The sequence below is a fragment of the Pseudomonas sp. R32 genome (genome assembly GCF_009866705.1).
GTDB lineage: Bacteria > Pseudomonadota > Gammaproteobacteria > Pseudomonadales > Pseudomonadaceae > Aquipseudomonas > Aquipseudomonas donghuensis.
Genome location: NZ_CP019396.1, coordinates 3109797 through 3126176, shown reverse-complemented (window position 1 = coordinate 3126176; position 16380 = coordinate 3109797). Strand labels below are relative to the sequence as shown.

Sequence of the window (16380 nt, the reverse complement as noted above, 5' to 3'; positions counted from 1 at the left end):
GGAATGATATGAGGGCATCTGGCCTCATCGCGGGTCAAGCCCGCTCCTACAGGCCTGCATCAATCCTGTGGGAGCGGGCTTGACCCGCGATTGAAATTACAGCGACCGCAAAAACGCTCGCAACGCCCGGCGATCCTCAGCCAGCAGCGCCTTGAACCGCTCCCGCGCCACAGCCCCTTCACCACCATGCCACAACACCGCCTCCTCAAGCGTACGCGCGCGGCCATCATGCAGATAGCCGGCGCCAGGGTTGATCCGCTCGATCAGCCCCAGCCCCCACAGCGGCGGGGTACGCCACTCGCGGCCGGTGGCCAGGTAATCGTCACGGCCATCGGCCAGGCCCGGGCCCATGTCATGCAGCAACAGGTCGCTGTAGGGCTCGATCTGGCGCGCTGACAACAGCGGGTACAGCGGATGCTGCCCTGTGCTCAGGTGCGGGCGGTGGCACTGGGTGCATCCCGCTTCATTGAACAGCCGCTCGCCACGCTGCACCTCGGGATTGTCCAGGCCTCGCCGCGGCGGTGGCGCCAGATGCGCCAGGTAGAAATGCAGGTCGCCCAGTTGCACGGCATCGAGCTCCGGCTCACCGCCACTGACCGCCTGGCGACAGTCCTGTTGCAACGCCGTGCAGTTCTGTTCAGGGTACAGCGCCGAGGTAATCCCCAGATCACCGTGCAGGGCGCTGGCAACCTGCTGACGCAGGTCCGGCTGGTTGGATTTGAGGCCGAAGCGCCCGGGCTCAAGGCGTTGGCGCTCGACGCTCCACACCTGGTTGACGCGGCCCTTCACGCCATCAGGCTTGGGGGCGTCGGCCAGCGCTTGCAGGGTGCTGGTCTCGATGGCTTCGAGCAGGCCCAGGCCGAACACCGGTGAGCCGACCCGCATCGAGGTGTACACGTTATCCAACGGACCATAGCTCAGCTCGCTGAAGCTCAGCCGTGGCGAACGCAGGCCGATGCGCTCAGCATCCGCCAGGGTCACAAACTGCTCTTGCCAGCGGACATGCGCCCGGCCTTCACCGGCCACACCGGGAATCCCCGACTCGTTGAGCTGATCGCCATAGGCCGGATGCGGCAGTGGCCCGCCATGGACGTCGCGCCCGGGCAGCGAGAGGCGGACCAGCAGCGTGCGCAGCGGTTCGTGTTCGCTGGCAGGTGCCTGCCCGCGACCATTTTTCGGGTGGCAGGCAATGCAACTGATGCGGTTGTACAACGGCCCCAGGCCATCGACCGCTTCGTCCCGCGAGGGGGTGATCACCCAGGCCTGGCGGAACAGGCTGCGGCCGTGGAAGAAACGCTCCCGTTGCTGCGGGTCATCCAGGCCTGGCAAGGGTTGGGCGAAGGCCTCACGGGTGATGGCGGCAGGCTCGGCGCTTGCGTTCAGGCTCAGCAGCGCGCCAAACAGCAGCCAGAGACCGCAGCGCTTCACAGGCCCATGGCCGCAAGCAGGCGCTCGGCTTGCGCCTGTTGCCTGGCGCTATGGAACTGCCAGGCGATTTCCTCACGGCCCAGCGCATCCTGATCGCTGACCGGCTGGCGCAGCATGCCGTGATCCTGGCGTTGGCCAAACAGCGCCAGCAGCGTGGCTGAGGTGGCTTGATCCTCGTCGATGGGCGGCACGCTGAGGAACTCGCGCACGGCGGTCAGGTCACGGCCCTGGGCTTCACCGGCATGCACCCGCGCCCACAAGGCGCTGAGTTGCTCATGGGGCTGGCCGAGCCATTGCTCAAACAGTGAGGTGATCAGCGCCAGGCGTTCGCGCGAACTGTCGTTCGCGTAGGCATAGCTACCTTGGCGTGCAGCGGCAAAGGGGTCGTGATAATCCGCCGGCAGTTGCGCATAGACGCCGGGGCGCACCGGCAGTTTGCGAATGTCCGGATCGGCCAGCAGGGTTTGCCCCTCGGGCGACAACACAAAGCGCACGAAGGCCCTGGCGCCCTCGACCTGCTTGGCGGTCCGGGTGATGGCGATATGCGCCGGGTTGAGGCCGCCATGGGTGGGATAGACGAACTCGACCGGCTGGCCGTTGCTGACCGCCGAGGCAACGAAGAAGTCGATCGACACCCCCACCACCGAGCGCCCGCTGGCCACCTCGTCACTGACCAGGGTGCCGCCGCGGCTGACCAGCCGCGATTGCCCGGCGAGCTCGCTCCACAGTGCCCAGCCTTTATCCCAGCCGTAGGCCTGCAGGACGATGTCCAGCAGCACCGGGGCAAAGCCGACCTGGGCCGGGTCGGGCAGGGCGATGCGCCCGCGCAGGCGGGCATCGAGCAGGTCCGGCCAGTCCCGTGGGGCGCGCAGGCCCAGCGAGTGCAATTCGCCCGGGTTGATGGCAAAGCCGTAACCGGCGAGTTCCGTGGCCTGGTAGCACGCATCGCGATCGCGCAGGGCGATGCCACCCAGGCGTGGCGGCAAACCTTGCAGGTCGACACCCAGCGGCTGCCAGCCAGCATCCTTGGCCAATCGGCTGAAGTTGCCCGGTGACGGCGCCCAGTACACATCGACACCGCCTTGATCCGCTTGACGCAAATAGGGCAGGGCATCGAAGCCCTGGCGCCAGAGGATCTGCAGGCGATAGCCGGGGTTGGCGCGCTCGAAGGCCGCTTCGAAGCGCGTCATCATCTCCTCGGGGTAGCTGGTCAACACCACCACCGGCTGCGGCGCTGCGGCTTGTGAGCTGGCCGAGCCCAGCACCAGCGCCAGCAGCCAGGCCTTACAGCGGCACATTGAACTGTACGAAGTAGTTGCGGCCAATTTCCGGATACCCCTCGCTGTATGCATAAAGACGGTCGAACAGGTTGCGCACGCCCGCCTCGATGCGCAGGTCATTGCTGAAGCGGTAGCCGCTCTTGAGGTTGTACACCGCGTAACCGCCGCTCATCTGGCTGCCATCGGACAGGTTGTAGCGCCGCGACGCGGCTTCGACGCCGGCGGTGTGGCGCCAGGCATCGAGGTTCAGGCTGGCCGAGGCGAACAGGTTGTGGCGCGGTGTGTCGATCGGGTGCAACTCGGGGTTGCTGCGGTTTTCGCGATCGAGGTAGGTGTAGCTGGTGTTCAATTCCCAGTTGCCCAGGTCACCGCGCAGGCCCAGTTCAACGCCCTGGTTACGCGCCTTGGCGATGTTCTGGTATTGCCCGCACGGTGCAGCGCAACCGGCTACCGGGGCGACGGTGACCTGCTGGATGGAATCTTCGATGTTACTGACGAACAGCGCCGCATCCAGGGCCCAGTGCGCCGCCAGCGCACCGCTGTAGCCCAGCTCGTAATGGGTGGCGCGTTCGGATTTCAGGTCGGGGCTGGGGATGACCGTGCCAAAGCGCGTCGAGTAGCGATCCTTGATGGTCGCAAAGCGGCTCTTGCGCGCCACGGTCAGGCGCACCTGGCCGTTGTGATCGATGTTCAGCAGCGGGCCGGTGTTCATGAACAGGCCCAACTGGCTGTTGAGCGCATCATCGCTGCCGGTGGGTTCGTCATACAGGGTCTTGACCCTCGGCGACGCGGCGTTGGTGCCGAAGTTCTCGGCCTCCAGGCTTTTGCGGTAGTTGTACGAGACGCCGCCGACCACGCTGAAAATCTCGTTCAGGCGCAGGGTGTCTTCCAGGGCGATGGACTGGGTCTGGTCGCGAAAGTGCGTTTGCGGGTCGCTGCCATCGTGGGAGCGGTGCAGGTCTTCCTTGAAGTGATAGGCGATGCCCAGGCGATTGCTTTGGCTCAGGGCCAGGTCGCCTTCGACCGAGAAGCCGGTGGACTCATCGTCGTACTTGCTCGGAAAACCCGGCTGCATCGCGCCAGGGTTGCCGTTGTTGTAGACGAAGCTTTCCAGCGAGTTCTTGAAGGTGTCGCGGTACACCCGGGTTTTCAGGCCGTGCTCGCCGAAGCGGGTGTTGGTGGCCAGGAACAGGCTGGTCTTGTCCCATTGCGGCCACTCCCACCAGCGTTTGCGTTGGCCGCTTGCCGGCAGGTCGCCGGCGTAGGGTGGCTGGCCCTTGCGGCCTGCCTGCTGGACATAGCCGAGCACGTACTCGTCGGTGTCGTTGGGGGTAAAACCGAGCTTGAAGCTGAACTTGCCGTCACGTTTGTTGCTGTTTTCGCGGCGGCCGTTGCCTTGCTGATTGTTGCTCGGCTCGAAGTCGTCCGGCAGCATCGTGTAGTCATAGTCAACATAGGACACGCCGCCCTGCATCCACCAGGCACCCTGGTTGGAGCCGAGGTTGGCATAGCTGCGGTAGGCGTTGACGTTGCCGTGGTCGGTCAGCTCCAGGCCGCCGCCCACTTCACCTTCGAAGGCCTCGGTGGGCCGCCGGGTAATCAGGTTGATCGCACCGCCCAGGGTGTTTGGGCCGTACAGCAATGAGGCAAAGCCCTTGGCCACCTCGATGCGCGACAGGTCGTAGGTGGTGAAGCGGCCCAGGTCGATATTGCCGTCGTAGGGTACGTAGGTGGGGATGCCGTCGATATAGACCGGTACCTGCAGACGGTCAAAACCACGCACGTACACCACCTGCTCGGCGCGCCCGCCCATGTAGGCGAGGTTCACCCCGGGCGCCAGGGCCAGGGCGCGGTCGACGGTTTCACGGTCGTGCAGGCGCATGTCTTCGAGCTCGACGACGCTGCTGCCGGTTGCCAGGGCATCATCCTGCGGGGCGCCAATCTGGATTTCGCCGAGACTGAAGGTTTTTTTCTGCTCTGCCAGGGCGGCCTGGGCACTGATGGCAGCCAGGGCGAGCAGCAGGGTAGGCGGGGCGAACGGCTTCATGGCGCTCCTTTATCGGTATCGTTATATATTTTGTTATATAGCGCATGGCGCAAAACGGCCGACGGCTCCCTCCCCGGAGCAGTCAGGTCGTATCGGTCAAGCAGGCACGCGCATCGGCAGAACGCCGCAGATACTAGAGGCAGGCGTGGAAATTGACAACGCTATATAAAAATTAATATAGCGCTTTGCTCATAGGCTGGGTTCGGCTAGCGCTTGCACTCGGCCAGCACCACCTTGCAGGTCGCCGGCAAGCCGCCCGAGCGCCCGGCATAGCGCATGCAGTTGTTCATGGATTTTTGCCGGGCGATCTGCAAGGTCGCGCCCCAGGCCAGCCCCCCTTCACCCGCGCTGGGCACGGCTTTGGCGTGGCAGTTGGAGCCTGCGTTGGCGGCCTGGTAGGAGGCTTTGGGTTTGCTCGAGCAGCCGGGCAGCAGCGCCAGGCAGAGGGCGAGCAGGCAGGTGGTGAAAGCGGTGCTGTTCATATCAAAGGCTGTCCGGACCGCCGAAGAGGGCTGTACCCGGGTGTGCCCCGGTGCTGATCAATTATAGGCAGTGGGCAACAATGTTTGTCGGGTATTTTGAGCGCAAAGCGTTCGGCCTGAGAGAGCAGGGTAGACCTGCCCCCAGTGTGTTGCATTCACCGGTTGAATCCACAGCTCAAAGCGGACGGTCGAACGCGTACGTTCCTCGATGGCTATTGCAAAGGCTGGATTGCAGCGCTCCGAGTACCGGCGAACGCACTTGTGCCAAGCCAGCGCCACAAGTTTTGCGCATCCTGCACAGCGCCGTCCACACGCAGCTCTTGCGACTGAAGAACCTCCCTTGGTGTACGGTCGCCAGTCCACACCTCGGTCAATGCACGCACGCTAGAGTCCACGACGAGCGTGAGTTCGCGTCCGGGGTCGTCGCGGCACAGATCTGCCACACCATGTTCGACCACCAGCCACCACGCTTGCTCGCCGGACCGCGCGTCGCGGAACCTGAAGTGAATGACCACCGGTCGGGACGGGAACATCTCGATGCGCGCGAACCGGCGCACGTCCCACATGAGCAGGCCCGCGTCGAGCTCGTCATCGCGAAGACGACTACCTATCCAACGGGCGCCCCAATGGCCTAGCGCCATTATGATGGGGCGCAATGCCTCGCCTGCCTCGGTCAGGCTGTACTCCCAGACTTTGCCTGTGGCTGTGCGATGTACGACACCGATATCTTCCAAGTGGCGCAGCCGCTGTGCCAGCAAGCTGGTGGACATCCGTGGTACGCCGCGGTGCAGTTCATTGAAGCGCTTGCTGCCGCATAGCAGCTCGCGCACGACCAAAGGTGTCCAGCGCTCGCACAGTGCTTCAGCGCCGCGCGCGACCGTGCAGAACTGACCGTAGCTTTCGTCCATCGCCTGTACTCCGCAACTACAACGCTTCAGATTCTGAACTAGCCTCGCGACTGCGCCAGGTGCACGCTGAAACCTGCGAAAGCCACCGCCCGAGGAGAACGCCATGACCATGATAGCCATCATTCAGCGGCCGCCCGTGCTGCTCGATCGCAGCGCGACGATCGCTCGAGCCGTGCAATCAGTTGCTGAGGCTGCGGCGGCCGGAGCCGCGTTGATTGTTTTACCCGAATCGTTCATTCCAAGTTACCCGTCGTGGATCTGGCGGCTGGCGGCGGGAAAGGACGGGGCCTTGATGGGGCAGTTGCACACGCGTCTGCTGGCCAACGCCGTTGATATCGCCAACGGTGACCTGAACGAATTGTGCGAGGCCGCCAGCGCCCATGCCGTGACCATCGTATGCGGCATCAATGAATGCGAGCGGCGTAATGGCGGCGGCACGCTCTTCAACAGCGTAGTCGTTATCGGTGCGAACGGCGAAGTGCTCAACCGGCATCGCAAGCTGATGCCCACGAACCCCGAGCGCATGGTCCATGGTTTCGGTGATGCGTCCGGGTTGCGTACGGTCGATACACCCGTCGGGCGCATTGGTACGCTCATCTGCTGGGAAAACTACATGCCCTTGGCGCGCTATACATTGTATGCCCAAGGCGTGGAAATCTACGTCGCGCCCACGTACGACGCCGGCGAGGGCTGGATCAGTACGATGCGTCACATTGCACTCGAAGGTCGATGCTGGGTGCTCGGCAGTGGCACCGCGTTGCGCGGCAGCGACATTCCCGATGACTTTCCGGCGCGCATGCAACTGTTTCCCGATCCGCAAGAGTGGATCAACGACGGCGACTCGGTGGTGGTCAACCCGCAAGGCCGGATCACAGCCGGTCCATTACACCGAGAGGCAGGCATTCTGTATGCAGACATCGACGTGTCACTCGTGGCGCCAGCGCGGCGGACGCTTGACGTCACCGGTCACTATGCGCGCCCTGACATTTTCCAATTGCAGGTGCGCCGCGCGCCGGCGACAGCGGTGCACTTCATCGACGGATGAAGCCAACCGCCCCCCTGGCGGTCCATTCCAACCTCAGCGATGTGTGTAACAACTGATCAAGGAGTCATGTCATGAGCATTCAAAAGTCTTACAAGGGCAGTTGTTTTTGCGGCGCAGTCGAGTTCACCGTCAGCGGTGAGCCAGCGGCAATGGGCTATTGCCATTGCGAGTCGTGCCGACATTGGTCAGCAGCGCCGGTCAATGCCTTCACGCTGTGGAAACCCGAGGCGGTGCAAGTAACGCGGGGGGCTGACAACATTGGCACCTACAACAAGACACCGCAGAGTTCTCGCAAATGGTGCAAGCGTTGCGGCGGGCATATTTTCACCGAACACCCGGAGATGGGGCTCATCGACGTGTATGCCGCAGTCATCCCGGATTTCGCGTATTCGCCAGGCGTTCACGTCCACTATCAGGAGACCAGGCTGCGGATCAAAGACGGGTTGCCCAAACTGAGGGATGTCCCTAGCGAATTAGGGGGATCGGGCGTCAGCGTGGACGAATAGCGCTGGTACCGTCACGGACTTCAGTAGACCCGGTTTTATAGACGCTGCGACGGGTCGTTAAGGGTCGTTTGCTGCCTGTTGCGAAGGGCAGTAAACGGCCAAAAGCGGTCAGTTTTCAGCTCCGATAACTGCCTCAAGTAGCTGGCCATCGAAGTATTCCGTGTCATCGCGGGGCTCTGTATCCAACCGCCGCCTGGCCTCAGCCAACATTTGAGGAACTGCGATTCGCTGATTCAGAAAAGTAGCGACCATGAGATCTGAAAGCTCTTTAAAGGGCGTGTCCCAGGCATCTCGACAGCGTTGTAGTAACGTTGTCGGCGCCTCTCCTTTCCAAGGGCCAATGATGCTGGTTAGTGTCGTCGGTTGGGCCATTGGCATCTGTTCGTGCTGGTTGGGAAAAGGGATCTTACCGACAGTTCATACGCAGTGCGAAGGGCAGCTTCGGGTCGAAAGCCGTCTGTCGCGAACGGCTGCTATTGACCCATCTGGCCGGCGTTACCCCTTGGTCAGATCAACCAGCGGCGTCTGCCGCACCTCGGTTTCGCGCCCACCCTGGATCTCGCCCACCTGTTTCAAGGCCTTGTCCACAGCCGCCTTATCCGTCAATAAGCTGTAGCTGATGTGGAACTGCCTGTGTTCCTTCGGCCCGATTGTCGGCACCAGGTTCAGTGGCCGCTGGTAACGGCGGTTGTAGGAAAAACTCGTTCCTGGCTCCAGCCCTGTGACATAGCCCTGGCCTTGGGTATCGGTATTTTTCCACAGGGAAAACACGGGCAGTGTCCGAGTATTGAAACCGACTGAAACGCCCAGGCTGCCTGCCTTGTTATACAACACGGCCAACGTATCGCCCTTGGCATCGGCATACGGCACCACGTTATACACCGTTTCATCATAGTCCTTGGTGGGTGCGCGGTAGACTTGCCAGTCGGGCAGATCGCCCCTGGCCTTGTCGTTGAACGGCGACACCTGTTTCACTGGCGCGGCGAAACGAGCGTCCTGTTCCAGGAACGGGGTGCTGAAGTTGCTGTGATACAGCGCCTGGTATTCCTTCGGATAGTCGCCGTTGTTGGTTAGGGTGTCGTTGAGGGTGAACCCCACGCTGCCGGGTTCGGTGACCACTTCGGTAGCGACGGAGAAGTCGACCTTCTTGAATACCTGCTCTTTCAGTTCGCCACGCAAGGTGATGGCGTACGGTGGTTTCTCATCGATGTGCAGGGTGACTTTGTTCGCAGGAATGTTGGCGGCCCGGCCGTGCAGGGTCAGCAGTTCGCCGTTGTCGACGCCGGGGTGGCCGACCCATTCGTAACCGCAGCGGGCGACCAGCTCGTTGAAACCTTCCAGCCAGCCTAGACCATTGCGCCCATTGAGTTCGATGAAGGACGGGTTGACCACTTCCTTGACCGGCGAATCCCAGCCCATGCGCACATTACCGACCGAGGCCTGCAAGACGTTCATTCCGCGAGTCGGCACGACCGAAAGTTTCATCGTACCGTTATCGATGTCGACAATGCTGACACCCTCCTGCCGACCTCCGTGCAAGGTGCGCAGGGTAACGCTGAAGGGCTTATCGGTTTTTACGCCAAGTAGCTGGCTAGTGATCTGCCAGTGCTGGGCGGCTTTGTCGGTGTCGAGCAGGACGTAATCCCAGGCCATGGCGTGGGAGGCCGCGGACAGGGCGCTGAGAGCAACGAAGAGTTTGAGGGGGGACATGGCAGCAGCCTTTCTTGGAGTTGTGCCTTTTTATAGACTTACAGAAACGTTTCAGCAAGCTGAATAAGTGAGGCTTCCGGCAAATGTCAGGAATCATTTGGAGATCAACTACGCCAGAAATCTTCGGCGCATTTGTTGGCCAGCGCAGCCTGCGGCAGCGATTAAGGTACACAGGTTGCTTGACCGCTTTGGGTCGTTAGCTGTCGTTTGCGAGTGATGCTTTCGATCCAAAACTGCCCCAAAAACGGGCATTTCAGATAACCCAGCCTCACGATGTTACTGCCCGTCAAAGACGATGAACTTCAATCTGGAGCCCCTCACCCTCATCCGGGGCGCGAAAGTAGCTAGTGATCAGATCGAACTCCGCGTCAGTCGCCGCAAACTCATGTTCGGCGCGGTTGTTGCGAAGATGCAACCTGTCTCGACAGGTGTCATCGTCCACCTCGATGTAATGGACACAATGAGAAACCTCGGCTGCATCAGCCAAGTCACGCAACCATTGTCGATCTTGAGGAGTATTAGCGGGAAAATCCAAAACCACAGTCACGCCAGCCTTCAGGACATCGATGACGAGCGGGCCCAGTACTTCCCGCATCTGGCGTGCAAGGCGCACATAATCGGTCACTGACTTGATCTGATCAGGGTAAAGCCGTGAGAGCCAATGATCCTCACTCAGCAGGATTGCGGATCGTTCGGCTGCCAAGCTTTTGGCCAGCGTTGATTTGCCGGAAGCAATCTTGCCTGACATGAGATGAAGCACTGGTTTGGTCATGGGGACGTCTCCTTGTCGAACCCCGATGATGCTTATTGAAAAGTGTCGAAGCAACAACCGAGCCGACATTCAGGAGCGAGTTGGTTCTTTATACGCAATGAGTTCTCCATCACACGCTCACGTGTCGAGACGCTCGGTACGGCTGACAGCGACCTGCCGCCCGCGCTCCAGGTCGACTCCCGCCAGGATCAGCAGACCGACGACGAAATAGCTGCCAGTAATCAGCATCGCCAGGCGGTGATCGCCTGCGGACAGCCAACTGGTCAGGCCGTAAGTCATCGGGCCGAGGATTGCCGACAGTTTGACCGCCAGCCCCCAGAGGCCGAAGAACTCCGCCAGCCGTGTCGGCGGCGCAAGCAGGCCGACTATTGCCCGTCCGGCCGATTGGCTGGCGCCCATGCACAGACCGGCAAGGTTGGCGGCCAGCCAGAACAGCCCGGGGCCGCGCGCGACCCAGACCAGAGCGACCATGCCCAGCCAGCCCAGCAAGGTCAGCGCCAAGGTGGCGCGATGGCCGAGGCGGTCCTGCAGCCAACCGAACAGCACTGCACCGATGGAGGCCGTGATATTCACCACTAGTATCAGCAGCAGCGTGTCTTGGGTACTGAAGCCCATGACCTGATTGGCATAGATGGCAGCCAGGGTGATCACGGCCGAGATACCGGCCTGGTAGCAGACCGTGCAGGCAAGAAAGCGCAGCAGGTCGCGATAGCGCCCGGCTTCGCGTAGCGTCTGCGCGAAGCGCGCCAGCACCGCTTGCGCGACAGGCATGTCGCCGCACACGGGCTGCGGCTGGCTGTGTTCGCGCAGGAACAGGAAGGTCGGCAGGCTGGCGACGGCGAACAAGGACGCGGTGATCAGCATGCACACCGGCACGAACTGCGCCGCAGTCTGGCCCTGCGCCTGGGCCCAGCTGACGAAGGCCAGGCAGGCGCCCAGGCTGAACAGGCCACCGATATAGCCGAATCCCCAGCCCCAGCCGGACACCTTGCCCAAGGCCTCCACACGGGCGAGTTCGGGCAGGAAGGCGGCGATCAGGTTTTCGCCGCTGCCGAAACAGAAGTTGGATAGCACGATGAAAAGGATCGCGACACCGAGTTCCCCGGGTCCTGCCAGCGCGAGTCCAGCGGTAAATACGACACAACCGACGGTACTGAACAGCAGCAGGCGTTTCTTGCAGGCGAAGGCGTCGGCATAGGCGCCAACCAGCGGCGCGCTCAGGATGATCAGGGCGTAAGAGAGGGCTATGGCGCTGGTCCAGGCCAGCGTACCCCAGGCTTCGCCTTTGGCGACCACGGCGACGAAGTAGGCGTTGAACACGGCGGTGATCACCACCGTCGTGTAGCCGGAGTTGGCGAAATCAAACATCGCCCAGGCCCAGATTTCTCGGCGTGTCACTCCGGGGGCAAGGCTGGCTGGCATGGCGATCCCTCTACAGGGCTGTGGCGAGGGGAAAGCCCTCGCCACAGGTGCAATGTTCGTCTCAACGTCCTTAACCGACTGGTATTGAGCCTAGCCCTGGCCCACCCTTCCTGCGAGCGTATAATGGCAATTGGCAAGGATTTACACGCAGAGTTTCCTGTCATGAGGGGCCGCCGATGTCTCGTCCGCCTCCAGACCCCCGCGCCGTTCCCCATTACGATGGGGGCGCGGAAAAATTGCTCGAAATTGTCCAGCGCACCGTGGTCGAGCTGCACCCGCAAGCGGCAGAAGGGGTGCACGTTACCTTGCACAGCGTGCTGGACCGGGACCTGGGCGTCGACAGCCTGGCTCGAGTCGAACTGTGGTCACGTATCGAGCACGAATTCGGTGTGCGTTTGCCAGAACACCTGTTCGCCTCGGCGGACACCCCCGCCGATGTACTGCGCGTGCTGCACAGCAGTCATGGCGCCGAGGCCGTCCGTCCGTTGCCCGCCAGTGACGCTAGCGAAGCCCTGACAGCAACAGTGCAGACGCCGGACGCCGCGCGGACCCTGATCGAGGTACTGGACTGGCATGTGCGTCATCAGCCGCAGCATCTCCACGTACGCCTGCTAGGTGAAGGTGACCAGCAGGAAGCGATCAGCTATGGCGCCTTGCACCAGGGCGCCCTGGCCGTTGCCGCAGGGCTGCAACGCAGTGGCTTGCGGGCCGGTCAGACCGTGGCCCTGATGCTGCCCACAGGCCGCGACTTTCTCCAGGGTTTTCTCGGCATCCTGTTGGCCGGTGGGGTGCCGGTGCCCATCTACCCACCGCTGCGCCTGTCGCAGATAGAGGAGCATCTGCGCCGCCAGGCCGGCATCCTGCACAACGCCGAGGCCAAAGTGCTGATTACCGTGACGCAAGCGAAGCTGCTCGCCCGCCTGCTCCGGCCGCAGGTCCCGAGCCTGGTCCGTATCGCCAGCGTGGCCGAGTTGACGGGCGAGGGGGGCGAGTGTGTCACACCGTTGCGGCAACCGGATGACATCGCCTTCCTGCAGTACACCTCGGGTAGCACTGGCCAGCCCAAGGGCGTGATGGTCAGCCATGCCAATCTGCTGGCCAATCTGCGCGCCATGGGCAGGGCGCTGAAGGTGGGCCCGCAGGACGTGTTCGTCAGCTGGCTGCCCATGTACCACGACATGGGCTTGATCGGTGCTTGGCTGGGCAGCCTGTATTACGGCTACAACCTGGTGCTGATGTCACCGCTGGCTTTCCTGGCACGGCCGGAGCGTTGGCTAAGGGCCATCGATAGCTTGCGCGGCACCTTGTCGGCGGCGCCCAATTTCGCCTACGAACTGTGCCTGAACAAACTCGCTGACAGTGACCTCGAGGGCCTGAACCTGAGCAGTTGGCGGCTGGCCTTCAACGGTGCCGAACCGGTCAGCCCGGATACCTTGCAGCGCTTTACCGAGCGCTTCGTACGCTACGGCCTGGCGCCCACTGCGTTGACGCCTGTCTATGGGCTGGCCGAGGCCACGTTGGGCGTAGCCTTTCCTCCCCTGGGCCGAGGGCCGCTGATCGACCGGGTGCAGCGAGAGGCGTTCCAGACCCGTGGCACTGCACTGCCCGCCGAAGCGGACGCCAGCGCAACGCTGCGCTTTGTCTCCAGCGGCCGGCCGTTGCCGGGGCATCAGATTCGTATCGTCGATGGTCGCGGGGTCGAGCTCCCCGAGCGCAGCGAAGGTCACCTGCAATTCACTGGGCCATCTACCACCGCAGGCTATTACCGTAACCCCGAAGAGACCCGCCGGGTGTTGCGCGATGGCTGGATCGACTCGCTCGACTTCGCCTACATGGCCGCTGGTGAGGTCTACCTGACCGGCCGCGCCAAGGATCTGATCATTCGGGCCGGGCGCAACATCTACCCCTACGATGTCGAAGCGGCGGTCGGCAACTTGCCCGGTCTGCGCAAAGGCTGCATTGCGGTGTTCGGCAGTCCTGACCCGGCCACCGGCACCGAGCGCCTGGTGGTGTTGGCCGAAAGCTACGAGAAGGAAGCTGCCGCGCGGCAACGCCTGCAGCAGGAGGTCAACCGCATCGTGGTCGACCTCACCGGGGTGTCGCCCGACGATATCGTGCTGGCACCGCCGCATAGCGTACTGAAAACCTCCAGCGGCAAGATTCGCCGTGCTGCCAGTCGCGAACTGTATGAGCGCGGTGAAGTAGGCCGGCCACACCTCGCTGTGTGGCGCCAGCTGCTGCGCCTGGTGCTGCAGGCCGTACGCGGGCATTTCCGTCGCAGCTGGCGGAGCGGCCGCACGGCGCTATATGCCGCTTACATCTGGCTGCTGTTCTGGTTGGTCACCCCACTGACCTGGCTGGGCGTCGCGCTCCTGCCGCGCCAGCGTTGGTGCCGCAGCTTTACCCGCGCGGCCGCACGGCTGTTCGTGTGGTTGACGGGTGTGCCGTTCAGCGTCACAGGGCTGGAGCACCTGCCTGAGTCTGGGGCGAGCGTGCTGGCGGTAAACCATGCCAGCTACCTCGACGGCGTCATGCTCTGCGCGGCCCTGCCGCCGCGATTCAGCTTCGTTGCCAAGCGCGAACTGGCTGGACAGTGGATCGCCGGCCGGTTCCTGCGCAAGCTCGGTGCCCGCTTCGTCGAACGCTTCGACCTGCAGCGCAGCGCCGCGGACACCGGGCACCTGGCCGAGGCGCTAGAGGCTGGCCAGCCGCTGGTGTTCTTCCCCGAGGGAACCTTCACCCGCGAGCCAGGCTTGCGAACGTTCCATATGGGTGCCTTCGTGCTCGCCGCGCGTACCGGCGTGCCGCTGCTGCCGGTCGCAATCCGCGGCACGCGCCGGGTGCTGCGCGACGGTCAGTGGTTCCCGCGTTACGGTGCAATTCACGTCAACGTCTGCTCGCCGCTGTTGGCGCAAGGGCCGGACTGGACGGCGGCAATCAAGCTGCGGGACACGACGATAGCGATGCTGCTAGAGCATCTGGATGAATCGGAACGCGCCCAGCGCGCTGGATAGGCGACTACTGTGCTGTCGTCGTCTGTCCAGGGCCGGTTATAGCGTGGCATACGTCAACAGCGAAACTCACCGACACGAGCTGACCAGGGCGGCTGCAGGTGCCGAGCAATAGCACACTCCAACACCCTGGCCACCACCTGAGCAGGTCCGATGACCTTGCAGACAGCCAACACCGTGACGGTTGCAAGCCCCAGCATTGGCGGCTTCAGTTTTGCGCGGTCTTTTCACCTGCTTCCAGTTTCACTGTCTCTTCCAGGGTGAAGCGCCCCAGCGGGTTTTGCAGGAAGTTCTGGATATTGCTGCGCGAAATATTGATGTAGGGGCTGTAGTACAGATCGATCCAATGGACATCCTGTTTGGCCTGCTTCTGTAGTTCCTGGTAAATCTGCTTGCGTTTGCTCGGGTCGATCTCCACCCGGGCCGCGGCCACCAGGTCCTTGACCTTGTCGTTGTGGTAGCGGGTCATGTAGTTCATGTTGGTGTCGTGACCGAGCACGAAGGTGGTCTTCTGGTCCGGGTCCAGCACGTCGTTGGTCCAGTACATCACCGACAGGTCGTAATCGCCATCGACCAGCATCTGCCAGCTCTGGGTCGGGTCGACCTTCTGCAGGTTGGCGGTGATGCCGACATCGGCCAACTGCTTCTGCACCAGCACGGCGATCTGCTCGTCGGCCTCGTTGCCGGCGTTGACGACATAGTTGACCTTGAGCCCCTCGGCGCCAGCCTTCTTCAGCAGCTCGCGGGCCTTGGCCGGGTCGAAGGGGCGTTGTAGGTTGTTGGCGTTGTGATAGAGCGCGCCCTTGGGAATGTACGAATAGGCCACGTCGCCATGGCCGAAGGTCACGGTGTCCACCAGGGCCTTCTTGTCGATCGCCAGGTCGATAGCCTCGCGCACCTCGACCTGCCCCAGCAACCCCTTCTCGTGGTTGATCAGCAGGTGGTCCTCACGGGTCGACGGGTCGATGTGAATGGTCAGGCTCGGGTCCTTGCGCAGGGTATCGACACGGGAGAAGGGCACGAAGATCGCCGAGTCCAGTTCGCCGGCCTGGACCTTGAGCATGCGGGTGTTGTCGTCGGGGATGGAGATCCACTCCACGCCATCCAGGCTGACCTTGTCGGCCTCCCAGAAGTGTGGGTTCTTTTCCAGGATCACCCGGTCACCGCGCAGCCACTCCTTGACCTTGAAGGCACCGGAGGTCACCGGCTCCTGGGCGTAGGCGTCCTCGCCGATCGCGTCCATGGCTTTTTTCGACAGGATCGAGACGTTGGCGGTGGCCAGTTGCGAGAGGAACGGCACCGACTTGCTCTTCAGGGTCACCACCAGGGTGCGGTCGTCCGGGGCGTCGGCCTTGTCGATGATCTTGTAGGAGTCGGCCCACAGCGAGCCGGGGTTGTCGCGGATGCGCAGCAGGGAGAACGCCGCATCGCTGGCGCTCAGTGGCGAGCCATCGGAGAACTTGGCTTCGCGGATCTTGAAGGTGTAGGTCAGGCCGTCGTCGGAGACCTTCCAGCTTTCGGCCAGGCCCGGGACCAGCCGGGTGCCGCTGTTGTCGACCCGGATCAGCACGTCGTAGACGTTGGCGAAGACCCAGCTGTCGCGGTTCTGTGCGCTCTTGATCGGGTCGAAGGTAGTGCTCTCCTCACGGCAGCCGATGGTCAGCACGCCGGCTGCCAGGGTTGTGCCGGTGGCCAGGGTGCTGGCGGCCAGGACGGCGGCGGTGAGTAGCTTCAATGCTGTAGGTTTCATGCTCAAGCTCCGTTTGATG

Annotated in this window: 12 protein-coding genes; 3 read left to right on the top strand and 9 right to left on the bottom strand. The window is 62.8% G+C overall.

Annotated elements, in window-relative coordinates:
- Positions 1-96: 96 nt before the first annotated feature.
- The 5 genes from PspR32_RS14550 to PspR32_RS14530 form a co-directional block, all read right to left on the bottom strand.
- The gene (locus tag PspR32_RS14550; RefSeq protein ID WP_159388760.1) at positions 97-1428 is read right to left on the bottom strand and encodes a di-heme oxidoreductase family protein; all 1332 of its coding nucleotides are present in this window, start codon (positions 1426-1428) and stop codon (positions 97-99) included.
- On the bottom strand, positions 1425-2726 hold the full coding sequence (locus tag PspR32_RS14545; protein WP_159388759.1) for an ABC transporter substrate-binding protein: 1302 nt from the start codon (positions 2724-2726) through the stop codon (positions 1425-1427). Before PspR32_RS14545 ends, PspR32_RS14550 begins: the two co-directional genes overlap by 4 nt.
- Entirely contained in the window at positions 2713-4755 is a 2043-nt protein-coding gene (locus PspR32_RS14540; protein WP_010223587.1) for a TonB-dependent receptor plug domain-containing protein, read from the bottom strand. The genes PspR32_RS14545 and PspR32_RS14540 overlap by 14 nt, the downstream gene beginning before the upstream one ends.
- A 206-nt stretch (positions 4756-4961) precedes the next feature.
- Positions 4962-5237, bottom strand: coding sequence for a hypothetical protein (locus tag PspR32_RS14535; RefSeq protein ID WP_010223586.1), 276 nt, complete (start codon positions 5235-5237; stop codon positions 4962-4964).
- A gap of 212 nt (positions 5238-5449) precedes the next feature.
- Entirely contained in the window at positions 5450-6145 is a 696-nt protein-coding gene (locus PspR32_RS14530; protein ID WP_026001361.1) for a winged helix-turn-helix transcriptional regulator, read from the bottom strand.
- A 103-nt stretch (positions 6146-6248) separates the two neighbouring features.
- Here PspR32_RS14530 and PspR32_RS14525 point away from each other — a divergent pair, with 103 nt between their 5' ends.
- Both PspR32_RS14525 and PspR32_RS14520 read left to right on the top strand, forming a co-directional pair.
- Positions 6249-7190, top strand: a complete 942-nt coding sequence (locus PspR32_RS14525; RefSeq protein WP_159388758.1) for a carbon-nitrogen hydrolase family protein — start codon at positions 6249-6251, stop codon at positions 7188-7190.
- 71 nt (positions 7191-7261) lie between these two features.
- Positions 7262-7696, top strand: coding sequence for a GFA family protein (locus PspR32_RS14520; protein WP_159388757.1), 435 nt, complete (start codon positions 7262-7264; stop codon positions 7694-7696).
- 495 nt (positions 7697-8191) lie between these two features.
- On the opposite strand, the gene PspR32_RS14510 is transcribed toward PspR32_RS14520, so the two are convergent.
- The 3 genes from PspR32_RS14510 to PspR32_RS14500 all read right to left on the bottom strand — a co-directional run bounded on the left by PspR32_RS14510 (position 8192) and on the right by PspR32_RS14500 (position 11600).
- Positions 8192-9406, bottom strand: a complete 1215-nt coding sequence (locus PspR32_RS14510) for an aldose 1-epimerase family protein (RefSeq protein WP_159388755.1) — start codon at positions 9404-9406, stop codon at positions 8192-8194.
- 286 nt (positions 9407-9692) lie between these two features.
- Positions 9693-10178, bottom strand: a complete 486-nt coding sequence (locus PspR32_RS14505) for an AAA family ATPase (RefSeq protein WP_010223580.1) — start codon at positions 10176-10178, stop codon at positions 9693-9695.
- 117 nt (positions 10179-10295) lie between these two features.
- Positions 10296-11600, bottom strand: a complete 1305-nt coding sequence (locus PspR32_RS14500; protein WP_159388754.1) for an MFS transporter — start codon at positions 11598-11600, stop codon at positions 10296-10298.
- Positions 11601-11776: 176 nt separating this feature from the next.
- Here PspR32_RS14500 and PspR32_RS14495 point away from each other — a divergent pair, with 176 nt between their 5' ends.
- Positions 11777-14614 (top strand): AMP-binding protein, encoded by a 2838-nt coding sequence (locus tag PspR32_RS14495; RefSeq protein ID WP_036995128.1) that lies wholly within the window; start codon positions 11777-11779, stop codon positions 14612-14614.
- Positions 14615-14819: 205 nt separating this feature from the next.
- Here PspR32_RS14495 and PspR32_RS14490 read toward each other — a convergent pair whose 3' ends face one another.
- Complete coding sequence (locus PspR32_RS14490; protein ID WP_010223575.1) at positions 14820-16361, bottom strand: ABC transporter substrate-binding protein; 1542 nt, start codon at positions 16359-16361, stop codon at positions 14820-14822.
- Positions 16362-16380 lie beyond the last annotated feature (19 nt).

Coding starts and splice junctions, on each gene's coding strand:
- PspR32_RS14545 (WP_159388759.1), bottom strand. CDS start 2,726: ATGTGCCGCTGTAAGGCCTGGCTGCTGGCGCTGGTGCTGGGCTCGGCC.
- PspR32_RS14540 (WP_010223587.1), bottom strand. CDS start 4,755: ATGAAGCCGTTCGCCCCGCCTACCCTGCTGCTCGCCCTGGCTGCCATC.
- PspR32_RS14535 (WP_010223586.1), bottom strand. CDS start 5,237: ATGAACAGCACCGCTTTCACCACCTGCCTGCTCGCCCTCTGCCTGGCG.
- PspR32_RS14530 (WP_026001361.1), bottom strand. CDS start 6,145: ATGGACGAAAGCTACGGTCAGTTCTGCACGGTCGCGCGCGGCGCTGAA.
- PspR32_RS14525 (WP_159388758.1), top strand. CDS start 6,249: ATGACCATGATAGCCATCATTCAGCGGCCGCCCGTGCTGCTCGATCGC.
- PspR32_RS14520 (WP_159388757.1), top strand. CDS start 7,262: ATGAGCATTCAAAAGTCTTACAAGGGCAGTTGTTTTTGCGGCGCAGTC.
- PspR32_RS14510 (WP_159388755.1), bottom strand. CDS start 9,406: ATGTCCCCCCTCAAACTCTTCGTTGCTCTCAGCGCCCTGTCCGCGGCC.
- PspR32_RS14505 (WP_010223580.1), bottom strand. CDS start 10,178: ATGACCAAACCAGTGCTTCATCTCATGTCAGGCAAGATTGCTTCCGGC.
- PspR32_RS14500 (WP_159388754.1), bottom strand. CDS start 11,600: ATGCCAGCCAGCCTTGCCCCCGGAGTGACACGCCGAGAAATCTGGGCC.
- PspR32_RS14495 (WP_036995128.1), top strand. CDS start 11,777: ATGTCTCGTCCGCCTCCAGACCCCCGCGCCGTTCCCCATTACGATGGG.
- PspR32_RS14490 (WP_010223575.1), bottom strand. CDS start 16,361: ATGAAACCTACAGCATTGAAGCTACTCACCGCCGCCGTCCTGGCCGCC.